The sequence below is a fragment of the Pseudomonas sp. GL_117 genome, from assembly GCF_057835125.1.
Map to the genome: position 1 here is coordinate 706,012 of NZ_CM174418.1, position 18,139 is coordinate 724,150.

General features: G+C 64.0%; 18 protein-coding genes. 5 read left to right on the forward strand and 13 right to left on the reverse strand.

The features are described from left to right. Positions 1-75: 75 nt before the first annotated feature. From AC3ISR_RS02970 to AC3ISR_RS03020, 11 genes are all read right to left on the reverse strand, one after another. On the reverse strand, positions 76-1,086 hold the full coding sequence (locus AC3ISR_RS02970) for a FecCD family ABC transporter permease (protein WP_463984647.1): 1,011 nt from the start codon (positions 1,084-1,086) through the stop codon (positions 76-78). Beyond that, positions 1,083-2,030 carry an ABC transporter substrate-binding protein gene (locus tag AC3ISR_RS02975; RefSeq protein ID WP_463984648.1) on the reverse strand — a complete coding sequence of 316 codons (948 nt, stop codon included), beginning with the start codon at positions 2,028-2,030 and terminating at the stop codon, positions 1,083-1,085. Before AC3ISR_RS02975 ends, AC3ISR_RS02970 begins: the two co-directional genes overlap by 4 nt. Further along, entirely contained in the window at positions 2,027-2,809 is a 783-nt protein-coding gene (locus tag AC3ISR_RS02980; protein WP_192300210.1) for an ABC transporter ATP-binding protein, read from the reverse strand. Before AC3ISR_RS02980 ends, AC3ISR_RS02975 begins: the two co-directional genes overlap by 4 nt. A 140-nt stretch (positions 2,810-2,949) precedes the next feature. Next, a complete protein-coding gene (locus AC3ISR_RS02985; protein ID WP_463984649.1) occupies positions 2,950-5,058 on the reverse strand; it encodes a TonB-dependent receptor in 2,109 nt (702 codons plus the stop codon). Positions 5,059-5,207: 149 nt separating this feature from the next. Further along, positions 5,208-6,590 (reverse strand): PepSY-associated TM helix domain-containing protein, encoded by a 1,383-nt coding sequence (locus AC3ISR_RS02990; RefSeq protein ID WP_463984650.1) that lies wholly within the window; start codon positions 6,588-6,590, stop codon positions 5,208-5,210. A gap of 126 nt (positions 6,591-6,716) precedes the next feature. Beyond that, the gene (locus AC3ISR_RS02995) at positions 6,717-8,786 is read right to left on the reverse strand and encodes a TonB-dependent copper receptor (RefSeq protein WP_463984651.1); all 2,070 of its coding nucleotides are present in this window, start codon (positions 8,784-8,786) and stop codon (positions 6,717-6,719) included. A gap of 93 nt (positions 8,787-8,879) precedes the next feature. Next, a complete protein-coding gene (locus AC3ISR_RS03000; RefSeq protein ID WP_192300206.1) occupies positions 8,880-9,269 on the reverse strand; it encodes a DUF2946 domain-containing protein in 390 nt (129 codons plus the stop codon). Between the two features lie 11 nt (positions 9,270-9,280). Then, positions 9,281-9,763 (reverse strand): copper chaperone PCu(A)C, encoded by a 483-nt coding sequence (locus tag AC3ISR_RS03005; RefSeq protein ID WP_192300205.1) that lies wholly within the window; start codon positions 9,761-9,763, stop codon positions 9,281-9,283. A gap of 46 nt (positions 9,764-9,809) precedes the next feature. Continuing rightward, positions 9,810-10,205 (reverse strand): DUF2946 domain-containing protein, encoded by a 396-nt coding sequence (locus AC3ISR_RS03010; protein ID WP_463984652.1) that lies wholly within the window; start codon positions 10,203-10,205, stop codon positions 9,810-9,812. A 97-nt stretch (positions 10,206-10,302) separates the two neighbouring features. Beyond that, positions 10,303-10,590, reverse strand: coding sequence for an addiction module antidote protein (locus AC3ISR_RS03015; protein ID WP_463984653.1), 288 nt, complete (start codon positions 10,588-10,590; stop codon positions 10,303-10,305). Then, a complete protein-coding gene (locus AC3ISR_RS03020) occupies positions 10,587-10,895 on the reverse strand; it encodes a type II toxin-antitoxin system RelE/ParE family toxin (RefSeq protein WP_463984654.1) in 309 nt (102 codons plus the stop codon). Before AC3ISR_RS03020 ends, AC3ISR_RS03015 begins: the two co-directional genes overlap by 4 nt. Before the next feature lie 517 nt (positions 10,896-11,412). Between AC3ISR_RS03020 and AC3ISR_RS03025 the strand changes: the two genes are divergently transcribed. After that, positions 11,413-11,661, forward strand: a complete 249-nt coding sequence (locus AC3ISR_RS03025) for a DUF6124 family protein (protein ID WP_226455659.1) — start codon at positions 11,413-11,415, stop codon at positions 11,659-11,661. A gap of 118 nt (positions 11,662-11,779) precedes the next feature. Here AC3ISR_RS03025 and AC3ISR_RS03030 read toward each other — a convergent pair whose 3' ends face one another. Both AC3ISR_RS03030 and cbiE read right to left on the reverse strand, forming a co-directional pair. Further along, complete coding sequence (locus AC3ISR_RS03030; RefSeq protein WP_463984655.1) at positions 11,780-12,499, reverse strand: cobalt-precorrin-6A reductase; 720 nt, start codon at positions 12,497-12,499, stop codon at positions 11,780-11,782. Beyond that, on the reverse strand, positions 12,496-13,701 hold the full coding sequence (gene cbiE, locus AC3ISR_RS03035; RefSeq protein WP_463984656.1) for a precorrin-6y C5,15-methyltransferase (decarboxylating) subunit CbiE: 1,206 nt from the start codon (positions 13,699-13,701) through the stop codon (positions 12,496-12,498). The genes AC3ISR_RS03030 and cbiE overlap by 4 nt, the downstream gene beginning before the upstream one ends. A 38-nt stretch (positions 13,702-13,739) precedes the next feature. On the opposite strand from cbiE, the gene cobG reads away from it, so the two are divergent. From cobG to cobJ, 4 genes are read left to right on the forward strand one after another with little or no spacing between them, the layout of a single operon-like run. Continuing rightward, positions 13,740-15,086: a precorrin-3B synthase gene (gene cobG / locus AC3ISR_RS03040; protein WP_463984657.1), complete on the forward strand. Its 1,347-nt coding sequence runs from the start codon at positions 13,740-13,742 to the stop codon at positions 15,084-15,086. Continuing rightward, on the forward strand, positions 15,079-15,705 hold the full coding sequence (locus tag AC3ISR_RS03045; RefSeq protein ID WP_226455663.1) for a precorrin-8X methylmutase: 627 nt from the start codon (positions 15,079-15,081) through the stop codon (positions 15,703-15,705). Before cobG ends, AC3ISR_RS03045 begins: the two co-directional genes overlap by 8 nt. Next, a complete protein-coding gene (locus tag AC3ISR_RS03050; RefSeq protein ID WP_192300199.1) occupies positions 15,705-16,436 on the forward strand; it encodes a precorrin-2 C(20)-methyltransferase in 732 nt (243 codons plus the stop codon). The genes AC3ISR_RS03045 and AC3ISR_RS03050 overlap by 1 nt, the downstream gene beginning before the upstream one ends. Beyond that, positions 16,436-18,073, forward strand: coding sequence for a precorrin-3B C(17)-methyltransferase (gene cobJ / locus AC3ISR_RS03055; protein ID WP_489324575.1), 1,638 nt, complete (start codon positions 16,436-16,438; stop codon positions 18,071-18,073). The genes AC3ISR_RS03050 and cobJ overlap by 1 nt, the downstream gene beginning before the upstream one ends. Positions 18,074-18,139 lie beyond the last annotated feature (66 nt).

Consider the following 18,139-nt stretch of genomic DNA (forward strand, 5'->3'; position numbering starts at 1 on the left):
TCGCCGGGTGTACAGATGACCACTGGACACGCAAAGGTGGGGTGAAGGTGAACGGGATGCTCAAACACCCAGGGTTCAGCGTTTGCGCATCAAGCCAATAAAAAACACCCCGCCAATCGCCGCCGTGGCTACGCCGATGGGCAGGTCTTCGGGGGCGATCAGGGTGCGTGCCGCCACATCGACCCACACCAGGAACAGGCTGCCAAGCAGGGCGCAGGCTGGCAATAAGCGACGATGCTCGGCACCCACCAGGCGCCTTGCGATATGCGGCACCATCAGCCCGACAAAGCCGATGGAGCCGCTGATGGACACCAGTACACCGGTCATCAGCGAGGCTACCAGGAACACCTTCAAGCGCACCGTGCGGGCGTTCAGGCCCAGGGTCACGGCGGTCTGTTCGCCGGCCATCAATGCGTTCAGCGGGCGGGCCATGCCCAGCAATACCAGCAGACCCAGTAGCACCGTGGCGCACGGGATCGCCAACAGCTCCCAGCGCGCCAGGCCGAGGCCGCCGAGCATCCAGAACATCACCGCCGAGGCCGCGCGGTGGTCGCCCATGAACAGCAGCAGGTTGGCCGCCGCCATCATCACGAACGACACCGCCACCCCGCACAGCAGCAGGCGATCACTCTCCAGCCGCCCATTGCGGCTGGCCACCGCCAGCACCACCAGCATGCTCAGCATGGCGCCGATAAACGCGGCAATGGGCAGGGTCAGCAGGCCGATGATTTCGCCCACGTGCAGCACCACAATCACCGCGCCCAACGTCGCGCCGGAGGTCACACCGAGCAAGTGCGGGTCGGCCAGCGGGTTGCGCGTGACCGCCTGCAACACCGCGCCGATCAACGCCAGACCGGCGCCGACCAACGCACCCAGGAGCATGCGCGGTACGCGGATCAGCCAGACGATATGTTCCTGCCCCGCCGGCCAATTCACCTCGCCGATGCCCAAAGCCTTGTAGAGCATGATCCGCCACACCACGTCCACCGGCACCCGCGCCGGACCAAAGCCCAGGGAGATCACGCACGAGACCAGCAGCAGCGCCGCGAGGGCGACCAGCAGCCAGGCGTAGCGACAGGAGATCATTCGCCGTGGAACCCCTTGGCCAGGGTTTCCACCGCCAGCACGTTGTCGATCCCCGGCGTGGCCTGCACGTACGGGATCACGATAAAGCGCTGGTTCCTGATCGCGTCCACCGCTTGCAGCGCCGGGTTGTCCAGCAGGAACTGCTGCTTCTGTGCGGCGGTGGTTTCGCTGTAGTCGACGATCACGATCACCTGCGGGTTGCGCTCCACCACGGTCTCCCAGTTGACGCGGGTCCAGCTGGCGTCGACGTCATCGAGGATGTTGCGCCCGCCGGCCGCGTCGATCAGCGCCTGGGGCATGCCCAGGCGCCCGGAGGTCATGGCGCGGTCTTCGCCGCTGTCGTAGAGGAACACCCGCGGCTTGTCTTCGGGCAGGTCTTGTTGCACCTCATCGACCTGGGCCTGCATCTGCGCGATCAGGGTGTTGGCGCGGTCCTGCACGTCGAAGATCCGGCCCAGGTTGCGCAGGTCGTTATAGGTGTCGTCGAGGGTCGCGGCCGGGCGTTTCATCACGAAGGCGCAGGACTCGGTGAGTTCGTACACGTTGATGCCCAAGGGTTGCAAGGTGCTCGGCGTGAGGTCGCCGCCCACGCGCATGCCGTAGTCCCAGCCGGCAAAGAAGAAGTCCACGTTGGCGTTGAGCAGGGTTTCCACCGAGGGGTATTTGCTCGCCAGCTCCGGCAGGCCGTCGAGGAGCGAGGCCATTTCTGGGGTGACCGACTTCCAGCCGGTCACTCCGCTGTAGCCGGCCATGCGCGGCTTGAGGCCGAGGGCGAGCATCATCTGGGTCATGTTGATGTCGTGGCTGACCGCGTGTTGCGGGGCTTGCTGGAAGGTCACGTCGCGGTTGCAGCTTTTCACGGTGACCGGGTAGTGGGTGGCGTCGGCGAACGCGGGGGCTGCCGCGAGAGACAAGGCGAAGGCTAGGAGCGCGCGCAGGATCATGGTTGGGTTATCCAGGTGATTCGGGGGTAGCCGGACAGGGGGTGGGTGTCGATCAGTGCTTCGACGCCGAACACTTCGCGCAGCAATTGGACGCTCAGTACTTGGTGAGGTGTGCCGCTGGCGACGATACGTCCGTGGTGGATCACGTACAGGCGATCACAGAACGCGGCGGCCAGGTTCAGGTCGTGGATGCTCGCCAGGGTGCCGATGTTCAAGCGCTTGACCCGACGCAGCAACTCCAGCTGATAGCGTGGGTCGAGGTGATTGGTGGGCTCGTCGAGGATCAGCAGTTGCGGCTGCTGAGCCAGGGCGCGGGCCAGGATCACACGTTGTTTTTCGCCGCCGGAGAGGGTGGCGAACCCGTGGTCTTCGAAGCCGAGCATGCCCACCGACTCCAGCGCGCTGCGAACAAGTTGCCGGTCGCGTAACGTGTCGCCATCGAACAGGCCTTTGTGGGGCGTGCGGCCCATGGCGACCACTTCATCCACGCGCAAGCCGAAGGCGTCGGGGAACTCCTGCAGCACCACGGCGATGCGCTGGGCGCACCATTTGGCGCTTTGCTTCCACACGTTCTGGTGGTCGAGCAGCACATCGCCGCGTGCGGGCCTGGTGAAACGATAGGCGCAGCGCAACAGGCTGGTCTTGCCGCTGCCGTTGGGGCCGATCAGGCCGACAAATTCCCCCGCACCGACCTGCAGGCTGACGTCACGCAGGTGGAACTGGTGATGGCAGTGGCCTGCGGGGGACCAGGTAAGGTCGGTGACGGTAAGTGAAGTCATCAATACTCTCAGGTCAAACCAGGTCCAAATGTGGGAGCGGGCTTGCCCGCGAAAGCGGTGTGTCAGTCGCTATATTCTTTACTGATCCACCGCATTCGCGGGCAAGCCCGCTCCCACATTTTTGACCTGTGTTGTGTCAGTTAAAAGGTGTAGTCCGCCGTGACGAAGAACGAGCGCGGCTCACCGAGGATCCACTGTTGCCCGTCATTGTATTGGCTGACCGCATAGGTGCGATCAAACAGGTTATTCAACTGCAGCCCCAACGTGGTATTGCGCATGGCCTTCCACGAAACCGTCGCATCCACCACGGTATAGCTCGGTAGCTCATTTTGGTTGGCCATGTCGGCATACCGCGCATCCACATAACGCACGCCGGCGCCGGTGCGGATGTCGTCGGTCACAGCCTTGCTCAGCCACAGGTTGGCGGTGCGGCGCGGCACGTCTACCGGACGGTTGCCGTCGCGGGAGACTTGCACACCGTCGACGGCCTGTTTGAAGTCGTCGTACTGCGCGTGGACGATGGCCGCGTTGGCTTGCAGCTGCCAGGCGTCCGGCAGTTGCAGGTCGAGGCTGGCCTCCAGGCCACGGGAGGATTGCTGGCCGACTTGCTGCTTGAGGTCCGGGTTGCCGGGCACGTCGGTGAGCAGTTTCTTTTTGACGATGTGATACGCGGCCAGGGTCCATTCACCGCGCTGGTCCCAGAAGGCTTGCTTGATGCCGATCTCGGTCTGCCGTGCGCTGGACAGGTCGAATTGTTGCTGGCCGGGGCTCAGGGAAATCAGCCCGCCGACGCCGTCGGTGCTGGTGGCTTGCTGGCCGTAGACCGAGGTGTCCGGGGTGATCGCGTAGACCAGGCCGGCCTTCCAGTTGTTGCCGGTGAGGGTTTTGTCGGCCTGGCTGCCATCGCGCAGATCATCGCGGTCGACGTGGGCGTAGTCGCGGCGGATACCGGTGACCAGCGCCAGCTTGTCGGTGAGTTGCAGGCGGTTTTCGGCGAAGCCGGCCACGGTTTTGGTGGTGCTGGCGAACAGCGGCTTGAACGGGTCGTTGCTGGCAAACTGACCGGCTGGCGGGTGGTTCACATCGATGGGCTGGCCATCGGCGAAACTGTCGGTGAACGGCGAGTTGCTGGCCAGGCGGAAGCGGATGCGGTTGTATTCCACGCCGGTCACGGTCTGGCTGTCGAGGCCGAACAGGGTGTGCTTGAAGGTGAAGGTCTGGCGGTCACCGACCTGCTCCTGGTTGTGCTTGATGCCGTAGTTGCCGCTGCGGGTGAGCTGGCCGTTAGTGAAGTTGTAGTTCTCGGCGTTCTGCCAGCGGCGCTGGTTTTTCAGGTAGAACAATTCGTTGGTGGCGCTGACGCTGTCGTTGATCTGCCACTCGCTGGTCAGGCGCGTCCACTGGTCGTTGTAGTGCTGCTCGTCGTTGCGCACGTTGTAGTTCTTGTCGCGCAGGCCCTTATGCAACTGGCCGTTGATCAGCGGCGTGCCGAAGTAGTTTTGCGGACGTTGGTCGCCGTAGTCGCTGGCCAATGTGAAGCTCAGGTTGTCGGCCGCCTGCCAGCGCAGGGCGCCGCTGATGAAGTCGCTTGAGGAATCGCCACGATCGATGAAACCGTTGCTGCGCAGGCGATTGAGGTTGAGGCGATAGCTCAGGGTGTCGCTCAGCGAACCGCCGCTGTCGAGGGCTTGTTGCTGGCGGTCATAGGAACCGTAGCCGAGGCGGATGTGGTTTTCGATCGCGCCTTCAAACGGCTTTTTCGGCACGGTGTTGATCACCGCACCCGTGGCGCCTTCGCCATACAGCACCGAGGCCGGGCCGCGCAGCACGTCGACGCGTTCCACCGCCCAGGTATCCACCGGGAAGGTCGAGGTGCCCATGCCCATGTACATGCGGTTGCCGTCATAGAGCTGCATCACCGACCCCTGGCCGCTGAAGCCTCGGGCCGCCAACGAGGTGCCGCCGTCACCCGGCGTGCCGGTGCGGCTGATGCCGGTGGCGCGGGAAATCGCATCTTGCACGCTGGCGTCGCCGCGCGCGCGGATCTGCGCGCCGGTCTGGCTTTCGACGCTGCCGGGGGTTTGCAGGGCGCTGAGGTTCAGGCGCGAGCCGGCGGTGGTCGGGGTCTTGAGGTCGACATGTTCGTCGTCCACGGCGGGTGCGTTGACAGCGCTGGCGGGCAGGGTCAGGGCCTGGGCATGGGTGTGCAGGGCGAGCAGGCACAGGCCGGACGCTAGGTACTTGTTCATGGGGTGTTCAGTCTTCTTCGAGGGATGCTCGCCGCGTGTGGCGGCGAGCAACGATAACGCAACAAGTGTTATAAGTTAACACTTATTCGCTGCGCGGCAAAAGTCGCGCAAGGCTACAGAAGTGCTCTGCAACGGGCATCTCACCGGGCTCATGACGAACCTGAGACGGGCTCATGTTGGCCAAAAAAGCGTGAGAGGATCAGGCGATCCAGGACCCACACGGCGATCAGCGACGCGCCCACCAGGGGAAAAATGATCGCCAGGCCGAGCATGATCACCATCGCGGTTTTCCACTTTGGCAGGTCGTGACGCAGTGGCGGCACACCGAGCTTGCCCTGGGGTTTGCGCTTCCACCAGATCACCACGCCACTGACGGCGCTGAGCAGGATCATCAGGCAGATCAGCAGCACGATCAGTTGGTTGACCCAGCCGAACATCTTGCCTTCGTGCAGCATCACGCCGGTCTCGGTGGCGCGCGCGACCGTGCTGTAGTGCTCCCAGCGCACATCGGCGAGGACCTTGCCGGTGTACTGGTCCACGTGCAGGGTGGCGTCGTTGCGCGGGTCGTTGGCGAACACCGCGACGGTAAACACGCCTTCGGCGGTGGTGGGGAAGGTGATGCTGTAGCCGGGTTCGACTTTGCGTGCGGTGGCAAGGTCCACCACCTGTTGCAGGCGCAACGTGGGGGCGGCAGGAGCGGCGTGCATGGCGCCGTGGTTCATGTGTTCGGCGTGGTCGCCGGAGATCGGCATAGGCGTGTTTTCCAGGGCCCATGGCACGGTCTGTTGCGTCGCGGTATTGAGCACGCGGGCCTGCTGGTCGGACTGCGGCACGGCGTTCCACATCGCCGCCGGGAAGGTGTTCCACAGGTCGGCGTATTGCTTGCCCCAGAAGCCGGTCCAGGTCATGCCGCTGAGCAGCATCACCAGCAACAGTGACGCGCCCCAGAAACCGGTGACGGCGTGCAGGTCGCGCCAAAATACGCGACCGCGCGTGTTGAAACGCGGCCACAACACGCCGGCCGACGACTTGCCGCGCGGCCACCACAGGTACACGCCGGACACCACCAGCATCACCCCCCAACCGGCGGCGAGCTCCACCAGGCGGTCGCCGACGGTGCCGATCATCAGTTCGCCGTGCAGGGCACGGGCGATGGCTTGCAGGTTGTATTTGGCGTCTTGCTCGCCGAGGACGGTGCCGCGATACGGGTCGACAAACACCGTCACTTCGCGGCCGTCGTTGTGCATCACCAATTGCGCGCTGCTGGTGGCGTCGGCCGGGGGCAGGTATTTGCTGATGGCGGCCTTGGGGTAGGCAGCCTTGGCGCGTTGCAGTTGTTCGTCGGCGCTCAGGCGGTGTTCGGCGACCGGGACCGTAAGCAAGTGGCCGTACATCAGCGGGTCGAGCTGGGGCTTGAACAGGTAGATGATGCCGGTCAGGGCCAGCAGCACCATGAACGGCGCGACAAACAGGCCGGCGTAGAAGTGCCAGCGCCAGGCCAGGTTGTAGAAAGAGATTTTGGGGGTGCTCATCAGGGATGCTCCGCAAAGGCTTGGAATTTTTTTGTTGGTTAGGCCGCCATCGCAGGCAAGCCAGCTCCCACATTCAGATGTGTGAACACATTCCAAGCTGTGGGAGCGGGCTTGCCCGCGATGCTTTTAGAAGCTCATGTCGACCTTGGTCCACAGGGTGCGACCGGGCTCCTTGATGGCCTGCGGATCATTGGCCGGGTAGCCGAACCCGGCGTTGCCGGCCAGGTTCAGATGCTCGGCATAAGCCTTGCCGAACAGGTTGTCGACGCCGGTGCTGACCTTGAAGTTTTTGTTGATGCGGTACGCCGCGTTCAGCGAGAACACGCCAAAACCGCCGCTCTTGTCGTAGTCCTTGCCGACCACGTTGCCCTTGTTCTGGTCGATGCGGTTTTGCGCCGCGACCACGCGCCACAAGGCACCGGCGCTCCAGTCGTCTTCGCTGTAGGTGAGGCCCAGGCGGGCGTCCAGCGGCGGCATTTGCGGCAGCGCCTTGCCGTCGCTGCTGTTCTTGCCCCAGGCGTAGGCGAGGGTGGCGTCGGTTTTCCAGTGACGCGTCAGCTTGTACGCGGCGCCCAGTTCGCCACCCATGATGCGCGCGTCGACGTTCCGCGCCTGGGAGGTGGTGCCCATCATCCCGGGCTTGTAGTCGAACAGGATGAAGTCCTGTACACGGCCGATGTAACCCGAGGCCCAGGCTTCGAGGTCGGTGGATTTGTACTGTGCGCCGAAGTCGAGTTGAGTGGTCTTCTCTGGCTTCACGCCGTCGAAGGCGTTCACCGAGCCGACCGCGCCGGTGTTCGGCGAGAACAGCTCCCAGTAATCCGGGAAACGCTCCGAATGGCCCAGGCCCGCGTAGAGGGTGGTGGGGCTGTCGGCCAGATCATGCTCGTAGCGCACGAAACCGGAGGGCAGGGTGTCGGCACGGGTGTCGTCGGCGGTCGGGTTGGGGCGGGCGCTCATGCCGGAGCCGGTGCGCTGGCGGAAATCCTTGGCCGAGGCGCGATCCAGGCGCGCACCGCTGATCAGGCGTTCGCGGTCGGCGGCGTACCAGGTCAGTTCGCCGAACACGCCGTAGTTATGGAAGTTGGCGTCCTTGTTTCGCGGCAGCTCCTTGTAGGTGTCGACGCCCATGCTGCTGCGCTGGCGGTGTTCGTTGGTCTGCGCATCCAGGCCGCTGATCAACTGCACATCGGCCCAGCGCCAGGTGGCCTTGATGCGTGCGCCGAGGGTGCGGCGGTCGACGTTGGACGCCATCGGCCCGGCCATCATGCCGGTGCCTGACGGTGTGCGCAGGCTGTAGTTGTCCATCACATGGTCGGCGTAGTTGTAGTAGACCTGGGCCTCGACCTTGTCCAGCACCTCGCCGAGGTTGGATTTTTCAAAGCGCAGCCCGAGGCTTTCGCGCAGGAATTGCGAGCCGTCCATGCCGCGTCCGGCGTAGCGTGCTTCGCCATCGCCGCGCCCGGCAGTGAGTTCCAGCAGGGTATCGGCGTCGGGGGTGAAGCCGACGGCGACGTCGCCGTTCCACTTGTCGTAGCGCGAGGCCACGGTGTCGTTGTTGCCGTCCTTGTAGTCGTCGGCGTGGGCCTGATTGCCGATCACGCGCACGTAGCCCAGTGGGCCACCGGCGGCGGCATCGATGACCTTGTCGAAGCGCCCGTTGGAACCGGCCAACACGCTGGCGTTGAGGCGCGTGCCCAGTTCGCCGAACTGCTCAGGCTCTCGTTCGAACAGGATCGTGCCGGCGGACGCGCCCGGGCCCCAAAGCACGGTTTGCGGGCCTTTGATCACGGTGAGCTTGTCGTAGGTTTCCGGCGAAATGTACGAGGTCGGCGCGTCCATGCGGCCGGGGCAGGCGCCGAGCATCATGCTGCCGTTGGTGAGGATGTTCAGGCGCGAGCCGAACATGCCGCGCAGCACCGGGTCGCCGTTGGTGCCGCCGTTGCGCACCAGGGCGAAGCCGGGGATGGTCTTGAGGTAGTCGCCGCCATCGCTGGCGGGCACTGGTTGGCGCGGGTCCTTGGGGTTGGTGATTACGGTCAGCGGTGAGCTGGGGGCGATTGCGGTGATCACCGTGGGGCTCAGTTCATGCTCGGCATGTTCATCGGCCAGGGCATGGGGGGCGAGCAGCGCTCCGCACAGGGCAGCGAGCACGGGGGTACATCCCAAACGGGAGTCAGCAGTAAACCTGGACATGACAAATTCCATCAATCAATCGTAAACAACACGGCCAGCAGCCTGCGGCTGTCTGTCTAGAGTCGGCCGGGGTGAAGTAACGCTGTGAAGTGCTTACGAGACGATGGGCGGCGCACGGCTACGGGCGCCGGGGAAGATGCTCTGCCGGGCATGGCCCAGGCGCGTGGCGGGGGTGAGGGCGTTGGCCGGCGTGGGGGCGCCGAGGGTGAGCGTGGAAACGCCGCCGGGCAGGGCGGGGCAACTGTAGAGCAGGTCGCAGTAGCCGCACTTGGACCAGAGGGCGTGGTGTTCGTCAGGCGCCTTGGGGTGATGGGCGGCGCCGTGGTCCATCGGCATGTCCATCGACATACCGGCGTGATGATCCATCGGCATCGCTTGGGAAATCAGCGGACCGATAAAGATCATCAGCATGGCGAACAGGCTGATCCAACTGCCGCGTTTCACACGCGACGGTGGGGACAACCTGGCGCGGGGGGCGCCCATCGAGTGTTGGCCTATTGGGCGTGTTTATGCTCGTGGCCGGCCATCGGCGGCATCTTCTGCACCGACACTTGTACTTCGACCTTGCCGGCTTTTTCGAAGGTCAGGGTCAGCGGGAAGTGCTTGCCGTTGGCCAGCAGGCTGCGGTCTTTGAGGCCCAGCAGCATCACGTGATACGCCATGGGCGCGAAGGTCAGGTCGCCCTTGGCCGGGACGGCGACGGTGGGCACTTGCTGCATCTTCATCAGGTCGCCCTGCATGACGTGCTCGTGCAGCTCGGCTTTGTCGGCTACCGGCGTCTCGACACTGAGCAGGCGGTCCGGCGTTTCCCCGGTGTTATGAATCACAAAGTACGCCGCGACGGTGGGCGCATTCGGCGGCAACTCCTGGGACCAGGGTTCGCTGACCACGAGGTCACCGGTTTTGTAATCATCGGCATTGGCAGCACTAAACACCGGCAGCAACAACGCGGCCAGAAGCAGGGAAGATTTGAGCATGGCAGTTCTCCAGAACGGTTCTAAACGCAGTTCACTTGCGAAGACATCAGGCCGTTGGAGAGGCGCGCGGGTTGAGGCTCGGCCATTGCTGGCGCGGGGTCGGGCCTTGCAGCCGGGGCGGCGGCAAGCTTTGTGAGGTGTTGAATTGCGCGAGATACAACTGCGGCACATGCCCCGGCAGCGCCACCAACGGCGCCGAGCCCGAACAGCACCAGCAATGCTGCATGGTGGAATGATCGTCCTGCTGCGGCGCCGGAATCTCCAGCTTGCCCAGGGCGATGGTCTTGAGACTGGCGCCATTGGAGGAACAGAAACTGCCCCACAGCAATTGCTGCGCCGGGTCCTTGGACTGTTGCATCGCGCTGGCCAGCGGCATGGCAAAGGCGTTGAACAGCACTGCAAAGCAGGCGATCCAGACGATTGCAAAGCGTTGACGGGCCATGGCGGACAATCCGTAGGGTTAAACGATCAGGCGGGTATTTAGCCTGATCGTAGGGGATAAGTAAAAAAGGGTGGTGTGGTTTGGTGTCGCAGTGCTATCAGATAGCCGTGGCGTGAAGTCTGAGGCCCAAAGCTTTCATGACTTTCATGATAGTTGCGAATTCAGGATTGCCAGTGGCGGAGAGGGCTTTGTACAAGCTTTCGCGTCCGAGGCCGGCGTCGCGGGCGATTTGGGTCATGCCTTGGGCACGGGCGATATCGTTGAGAGCTGAACGGATAAGTAAGCCATCGCCGGTATCTTCCTCGAAGCAGGCTTCAAGATATTCGGCCATGTCCGCGGGGGTTTTGAGGTGCTCAGCTACATCAAAGTCAGTGAATTTGGTCATTTGTCACTCCTTTTATCTAAACCTTCTGCAATTTGCTTCGCGCGCTGGATGTCACGTTTCTGCGTTGATTTATCACCCCCTATCAGCAGTAGATAAACCACTTCTTCTCTGCGTGTGAAATAAACCCGGTAACCAGGCCCGTAGTAAATGCGCATTTCTGATACGCCATTTCCTACTGTTTCACAGTCTCCGAAGTTTCCTGACTTTGCATTTTTCAACCTTGCCAATACGCGTGCACGGGCGGACTCACTGCGTAACGAATCAAGCCACTCCTGAAACTCTTTGGATTTCTTGAAATGGATCATTTTTATCGTATTCCTTGGGATACACGATGGCAAGTTGCGACGCGCTGCAAAGCAGGCATCCCCATTGCGGCTGGCTGATGCGAAACCGCGAAGGGGAAGGTTAGGGCGGGGGCTTTTGGCTGAGCGAGCCAGCTGGTTCGAAAGTGTTTGTAGGTGGATTCGGCTTTTAGGGGGCTCGATTGGATGATTGTTCGGCTGGTTATTCAGACAAACAGAAATCTCCGACAAGCCTTTAAGGTTGCCCCTAGGAAACTCAATCCCTAGTCTCCGTACACCGCTGTCAGCGCAGCGGTCGGGCGTCGCGGCCCGGATTTCTCCAGACGCCGAAGCGTCATTGTCTCCTTTCAGTTGGCGTTTTTTTATCGTCTACTGGGCGGCGCTATGGCGGCTGTGCGCGGGATACCTTCGGGTATGCCGGTGTTCTGGAGAATCGGTCCGCGAACCTGCGTACAGCTGCCACCCCCATCGCGTCGCGGCGATCAGTGGCAGCTCCTTTTGACTTCTCCGGAGCTTCTCAATGATCAAACCCACCCCCAATCCCCCCGTTCGGCTCTTCACCGTTGCCGACGGCATCAGCACCGAAGACCTGTTGGTCAACCTCGGCGAAACCCTCGCCTCAGCCAATGCGCTGAGCTGCGATCTGGCATTTAACCTGGAAGGCTCGAAACGAGAGGAGTTGCTCGGCGTTGCGCAATTGATTGAGCTGGCGCAGTTGCTGGCTGATCGTGTGCACAAGGGCTGCGGCCCAGCGACAACTGCTGCCTGACAATACCGTCCAAATGTGGGAGCGGGCTTGCCCGCGATTGCGGTGCATCAGTTACAGATAAGTTGGCTGACAGGACGCTATCGCGGGCAAGCCCGCTCCCACAGGGGATTTGTGGTGTTTAGAGCGTGGTGATTGCCTGAAGTACCGTAGGTACGGTGTTGAATTCTTGATCTACCTGAGCCAGAACGGGCCGCTTCAACACCAATACCGGCACCCCAAGCTCCCTTGCCACTTCCAGCTTCGGTTCCGTCGCCATGCTGCCGCTGTTCTTGCTGATCAACACATCAATGCCACGCCGCGCAAACAACAACCGCTCATCCTCGATCAAGAACGGCCCGCGTGCGCCGATCACTTCGCAGCGTTCATTCCCCGGGTACACGTCCAGTGCCCGCAGCGTCCAGAACTGCTCCGGCGGGATTTCATCAAGGTGCTGCAACGGCTCGCGTCCCAAGGTGAACAGCGGGCGCTTGAACGGTTTCAACGCTTCTATCAAGGCGGCCCAATCACTGACCTTCCGCCAATCATCCCCCGCCTGCGGCTGCCACGCCGGGCGGCGCAGTGCCCAGCATGGCACGCCGCTCAACTGCGCGGCCTCGGCGGCATTGCGGCTGATCTGTGCCGCATACGGGTGGGTTGCGTCGAGAATCAGGCTAATGCCCTCATCCCGGACAAACCGCGCCAAGCCCTCGGCGCCACCATAACCGCCGACCCGCACTTGGCAGGTCAGATCGGTCGGCACGCGCCCAACGCCGGCCAGGCTGTAGATATGTTCCGGGCCCAATGTGCGGGCGATGGCCAGGGCTTCCGTCACGCCGCCCAGTAGCAGGATGCGCTTCATAGCGGCTTGACCACTTCCAACAACGTAATCGGCAACGCCTGCCGCCACGTATCAAAGTCCCCCAGCGGCTGCGCCTGGGCCACGTGGATGCGCGTCAGTTCGCCGCCATGCCGGGCGCGCCAGTCCATCAAGGTCATTTCGCTTTGCAGGGTCACGGCGTTGGCGACCAAGCGCCCGCCCGGCCGCAGGTGTTGCCAGCAGGTGTCGAGCACGCCGTCGCGGGTGACGCCGCCGCCGATGAAGATTGCATCCGGCGCTTGCAGGCCGTGCAGCGCGTCCGGGGCCTTGCCGCGGATCAGTTGCAGGCCGGGCACGCCGAGGGCGTCGCGGTTGTGTTCGATCAGGCCTTGGCGGCCCTCGTCGGCTTCAATCGCCAGGGCTCGGCAGCTGGGATGGGTGCGCATCCATTCAATCCCGATGGAACCGCTGCCCGCGCCCACGTCCCACAGCAATTCGCCGGGCATCGGTGCGAGGCGGGCCAGGGTCATGGCACGCACATCGCGCTTGGTCAGTTGGCCGTCGTGTTTGAACGCCGAATCCGGCAGGCCTGCCAAGCGTGACAGGCGGGGTGTTTCGCCAGAGGCCACGCACTCGATGGCAACCAGGTTCAAATCGGCGATTCCAGTATGTTGCCAATCCGCAGCCAACCCATCGAGACGCCGCTCATCCGCGCCGCCCAAGTGTTCAAACACGCTCACACGGCTCGGTCCGAATCCCGACTCGGCCAATAAAGCGGCGATCAACGCCGGGCTACTGCCGTCATTGCTCAACACCAACAACCGCATGCCACTGGCCAGATGTGCATGCAGTGCCGCCAACGGCCGGGCCACCACGGACAGCGTCACCACCTCCTGCAACGGCCAGCCCAACCGCGCTGCGGCCAGGGACACCGATGACGGTGCCGGCAGGACCAGCAGTTCATCCGCCGCCACCTGCCGCGCCAGGCTCGCGCCAACGCCATAGAGCATCGGATCACCGCTGGCCAGCACGCACACCGGCGTACCGCGCCGGGCCAGTACCGGCTCCAGGGAAAACGGGCTCGGCCACACCTCGCGCGCACCACGAATACACACCGGCAACAGGTCCAACTGGCGTTGGCCGCCTATAATGCGCGAAGCGTGCAACAGGGCATGCCGGGCATTCCTGCCCAGCCCCTTGAAGCCGTCTTCACCGATGCCTACAACCGTCAGCCAGGGCGACATAAAAATTCCTTGAGCGACATCCGACGGGCAGGCTTTTCATGCTGCCGGACAAAGCAGGCATAATACCGCGCCTTTACCCGTCAACCGGAAGCCCCGTGAAACCAACGCCCGCTGTGAATACCTTGCGCCCCTCGGCTTGTCCGGGGTTGCTGCGTATTGTCCAGGCGTTGGATGGCGGTATTTGCCGGATCAAACTGGCCGGCGGTTCGATCACCACCGCCCAGGCCCATGCGGTGGCGGACGCCGCCCAGACCTATGCAGGCGGGGTGATCGAGGCGACCAATCGCGCCAACCTGCAGATCCGCGGGATCGGCACCGAAGAGGGGGCCTTGATCGCGATGCTCTTGGCCGCCGACCTCGGCCCCAACAACGCCGCTGGCGACGACGTGCGCAACCTGATGCTCAGCCCCAGCGCCGGGATCGACCCGCAGATGCTGTTCGACACGCGCCCGCTGGCCGGGCAGATCCTGAACACCCTGCAAAGCCACCCGCGTTTCCACGAGTTGTCGGCCAAGTTCGCCGTGCAACTGGATGGCGGCGAGGACCTGGCGATGCTCGAACATCATCATGACCTGTGGCTGTCGGCGTTCGTGCGCGATGGTCAGACGCTCCTCGCGTTCGGCCTGGCCGGTTGCCCGGGGCTCGATGCGCCGGTGGCCGCCGTGCCGTTGGAGCAGGGCCATGCGCTGGTGGTGGCGGTGCTGGAAGCCTTTCTCGACCTGGCGACCCCGGCGCAAACCCGCATGCGCCATCTGGCTGTGGATAAGTTATTGAGCCACCTCAGCCTGCCGCTGCTGCCAGCGGATGGCTTCAAACGCCCGCCCAGCGGCGCGTTATTGCACCTGGGGACTTATCCACAGGTGCAAAAAAATCAATTCTATGTCGCCGCCATCGCGCCCTTGGGGCGCCTGGATTCGACGATGCTCAAAGGCGCCGCGCAACTGGCCAGCGAGCACGGCGACGGCACCTTGCGCTTCACCCCTTGGCAAGGCGTGCTGCTGCCCGGCGTCGAAAAACCCCATGCCGTGACCGAGCGCCTGGCGCAACTGGGCTTCCTCTGCTCAGTCGACCAGCCCCTGGCGCACATGACCGCCTGCACCGGCTCCAGCGGTTGCGCCAAGGCCCTGGCCGATACCAAGGCCGACGCCGTGCAACTCGCCGCCCTGCACCCAGGGCACGGCGTGCACTTGTCCGGCTGCCCGCGTTCCTGCGCCGCCGCGCACATCGCGCCGGTGACCTTGCTGGCGGTAAGCCCCGGCCACTACGACCTCTATTTTCGCGATGCAGCCCACCCGGGTTTCGGCCGGCTGCACGCGCACGCCCTTTCTATTGAAGCGACGGGTGCCTTGCTGCGCGCCCGCCCACGGAGCAACACCGATGATTGATTACATCCGCGACGGTCAGGAGATCTATCGCAACTCCTTCGCCATTATTCGCGCGGAAGCCAAGTTGGAGCGCATCCCGGCCGACCTGGAAAAACTCGCGGTGCGGGTGATTCATGCCTGCGGCATGGTCGACGCCATCGACGGCCTGCAATTCTCCGAAGGCGCGGGCAAGGCCGGGCGCGATGCGCTGGCGGCCGGCGCGCCGATTCTGTGCGATGCGCGGATGGTTTCCGAAGGCGTGACCCGTACGCGCCTGCCGGCCAACAACGCGGTGATCTGCACCTTGCGCGACGACAGCGTGCCGGAGCTGGCGCGGGAGCTGGGCAACACGCGTTCCGCTGCGGCGCTGGAACTGTGGCGCCCGCACCTGGAAGGCAGCGTGGTGGTGATCGGCAACGCGCCGACCGCGTTGTTCTACCTGCTGGAAATGCTGGATGCCGGCGCACCGAAACCGGCACTGATCCTCGGCTTCCCGGTGGGCTTTGTCGGCGCTGCCGAATCCAAGGCGATGCTCGCCGCCGATAGCCGTGGCGTGCCGTTCGTGATCATGCAGGGCCGCCTGGGCGGCAGTGCCATGGCAGCCGCCGCGGTGAATGCCCTGGCCACGGAGGTCGAATAATGCAGGCTCGCGGACGGTTGATCGGCCTGGGCGTAGGCCCCGGCGACCCGGAACTGATCACCCTCAAGGCCCTGCGCCTGCTGCGTGAGTCGCCGGTGGTGGCGTACTTCGTGGCCAAGGGCAAGAAGGGCAACGCGTTCGGCATCATCGAGGATCACTTGGTGCCGCAGCAGACCCTGATGCCGCTGGTGTACCCGGTGACCACCGAAGCCTTGCCGGCGCCGATGTCATACGAGCAAGTGATCAGCGATTTCTACGACGCGGCCAGTGTCGATGTGGCCGCGCACCTGGACGCCGGCCGCGATGTGGCGGTGATCTGTGAAGGCGATCCGTTCTTCTATGGCTCCTACATGTACCTGCACGACCGCCTGGCCGAACGTTATGAAGCGCAAGTGATTCCCGGCGTGTGCTCGATGCTCGGCGGCGCCTCGGTGCTGGGCGCGCCGCTGGTGTATCGCAACCAGAGCCTGTCGGTGCTTTCCGGCGTGTTGCCCCATGACGATCTCAAGCGCCGCCTGGCCGATGCCGACGCGGCGGTGATCATGAAGCTGGGCCGCAACTTCCCCAAGGTACGCCAGGTGCTGGAAGAACTCGGCCTGGCCGGGCGCGCGTTGTATGTGGAACGCGCCACCATGGCGAATCAGAAGATCGTGGCGCTGGATCAGGTGGATCCGTCGTCGTCGCCGTACTTTTCGCTGATCATCGTGCCCGGTGAACGGTGGCAAGGTTGATGACGCCGGCGATTGTCATTCTGGGCCAGGGCAGCCTGGCCACTGCGCGCAAGATTCAGCAGGTTTACCCGGGCGCATTGATCCACGGCTTGGCCGCACGGGTTGAAGGCGCGGACCAGACCTACAGCGAGTTCGGCACGACCCTGCGGCACTTGTACCAACAAGGCACGCCGCTGATTGCGCTGTGTGCCGCCGGTATCGTGATCCGCACCCTGGCGCCGCTGCTGCTGGAGAAAGGCGAAGAGCCCGCCGTGCTGGCCGTGGCCGAAGACGGCAGCGCCGTGGTGCCGCTGCTCGGTGGCCTGGGCGGTGTGAACGTCATGGCGCGGGACATCGCGGCAGCGTTGAACGTGGCTGCGGCGATCACCACCAGCGGCGAGTTGCGTTTCGGCACCTGCCTGCTCAATCCTCCCAGTGGTTATGAGCTGGCCGACCTGGAGCTGGGCAAGCGCTTTGTCTCGGACCTGTTGGCGGGCGCAAGCGTGCGCATCGAAGGCGCGGCGCCGTGGTTGGATCAAGCCAACCTGCGCCAGGACCAGCAGGCGCAGTTGGCGATTCACGTGGGCAGTGCCGAGCGCACGCCTGCGGCCAACGAACTGCTGATCTATCCGAAGAACGTCAGCGTGACCTGCAAGCCCGGCGCGCAACTGGCCGAGCGTGTGCGCACGGCGTTGCGTGAGGCGGGCATCGCCGTGCAATCCCTGGCGTGCCTGTTGGCCAGTGATACGCAGATGGCCGAGGCGTCGTTGCATGAAGCCGCGGCGGCACTGGGGGTGCCGCTGCGTTTTGCCTGCGTCAGCCAGGACGCCGACATCGTGATCACCGTTGCCGAGCAACCGTTGGACCTGTCCCAGGTAGGGCGTGTGCGCGGGCGTCTGGCCGTGATCGGCCTGGGGCCTGGCGCGGCCGAATTGATGGTGCCGGCGGTGAAGGCCGAATTGGCACGCTGCACCGATGTGCTGGGTTACGAAACCTACGTGCGCATGGCCGGGCCGTTCCGTGACGACCAGGTGCAGCACTGCACCGATAACCGCGCAGAAATGCAGCGCGCGCGCCACGCATTCGAGCTGGCCGCGCAAGGCCGTTCGGTGGTGGTGGTGTCGTCCGGCGACCCGGGCGTGTTCGCCATGGCAGCGGCGGTGATCGAGGCGCTGCACGAGTCCAGCGATCCGGCGTGGCATCAGGTCGACCTGCAGATCCTGCCGGGCGTCTCAGCTTCGCTGGCCACCGCCGCCCAGGCGGGTGCGCCGTTGGGGCACGACTTCTGCGTGATGTCGCTGTCGGACAACCTCAAGCCTTGGGCAATCATCGAAAAGCGCCTGGACCTCGCGTCCCAGGCCGATCTTGCCCTGGCGTTCTACAACCCGATCTCGCGCTCGCGGCCGTGGCAACTGGGGCGTGCCCTGCAAATCGTCGCGCTGCACCGCACGCCGCAAACCCCGGTGGTGCTGGGCCGCGACATCGGTCGCCCGGGCCAGACCTTGCGCGTCACCACCCTGGGTCAACTCACGCCCGAGCAAGTGGACATGCGCACCATGGTGTTGATCGGCTCGTCCACCACCTGCGCGTTCCCGCGCGCCGGTGGTGGTGAGTGGGTGTACACGCCACGCTGGTACGGCGAAAAACCCCTGTCCTGAAAACAGCCTCGTGGCTGCCCGAAAGCTCCGAATGACCCAGGGATTTACCTGCGGTTGTCCGGGGCT

Excerpts from the sequence above, each read along its gene's own strand:
- AC3ISR_RS03000 (WP_192300206.1), bottom strand. The coding sequence starts at position 9,269 with ATGGGCGCCCCCCGCGCCAGGTTGTCCCCACCGTCGCGTGTGAAACGC.
- cobJ (WP_489324575.1), top strand. The coding sequence starts at position 16,436 with ATGACGCCGGCGATTGTCATTCTGGGCCAGGGCAGCCTGGCCACTGCG.
- AC3ISR_RS03020 (WP_463984654.1), bottom strand. The coding sequence starts at position 10,895 with ATGATCCATTTCAAGAAATCCAAAGAGTTTCAGGAGTGGCTTGATTCG.
- cbiE (WP_463984656.1), bottom strand. The coding sequence starts at position 13,701 with ATGTCGCCCTGGCTGACGGTTGTAGGCATCGGTGAAGACGGCTTCAAG.
- AC3ISR_RS03050 (WP_192300199.1), top strand. The coding sequence starts at position 15,705 with ATGCAGGCTCGCGGACGGTTGATCGGCCTGGGCGTAGGCCCCGGCGAC.
- AC3ISR_RS02995 (WP_463984651.1), bottom strand. The coding sequence starts at position 8,786 with ATGTCCAGGTTTACTGCTGACTCCCGTTTGGGATGTACCCCCGTGCTC.
- AC3ISR_RS02990 (WP_463984650.1), bottom strand. The coding sequence starts at position 6,590 with ATGAGCACCCCCAAAATCTCTTTCTACAACCTGGCCTGGCGCTGGCAC.
- AC3ISR_RS03030 (WP_463984655.1), bottom strand. The coding sequence starts at position 12,499 with ATGAAGCGCATCCTGCTACTGGGCGGCGTGACGGAAGCCCTGGCCATC.
- AC3ISR_RS02980 (WP_192300210.1), bottom strand. The coding sequence starts at position 2,809 with ATGACTTCACTTACCGTCACCGACCTTACCTGGTCCCCCGCAGGCCAC.
- AC3ISR_RS02985 (WP_463984649.1), bottom strand. The coding sequence starts at position 5,058 with ATGAACAAGTACCTAGCGTCCGGCCTGTGCCTGCTCGCCCTGCACACC.
- AC3ISR_RS02975 (WP_463984648.1), bottom strand. The coding sequence starts at position 2,030 with ATGATCCTGCGCGCGCTCCTAGCCTTCGCCTTGTCTCTCGCGGCAGCC.
- AC3ISR_RS03010 (WP_463984652.1), bottom strand. The coding sequence starts at position 10,205 with ATGGCCCGTCAACGCTTTGCAATCGTCTGGATCGCCTGCTTTGCAGTG.
- AC3ISR_RS03025 (WP_226455659.1), top strand. The coding sequence starts at position 11,413 with ATGATCAAACCCACCCCCAATCCCCCCGTTCGGCTCTTCACCGTTGCC.
- cobG (WP_463984657.1), top strand. The coding sequence starts at position 13,740 with ATGCTGCCGGACAAAGCAGGCATAATACCGCGCCTTTACCCGTCAACC.
- AC3ISR_RS02970 (WP_463984647.1), bottom strand. The coding sequence starts at position 1,086 with ATGATCTCCTGTCGCTACGCCTGGCTGCTGGTCGCCCTCGCGGCGCTG.
- AC3ISR_RS03015 (WP_463984653.1), bottom strand. The coding sequence starts at position 10,590 with ATGACCAAATTCACTGACTTTGATGTAGCTGAGCACCTCAAAACCCCC.
- AC3ISR_RS03045 (WP_226455663.1), top strand. The coding sequence starts at position 15,079 with ATGATTGATTACATCCGCGACGGTCAGGAGATCTATCGCAACTCCTTC.
- AC3ISR_RS03005 (WP_192300205.1), bottom strand. The coding sequence starts at position 9,763 with ATGCTCAAATCTTCCCTGCTTCTGGCCGCGTTGTTGCTGCCGGTGTTT.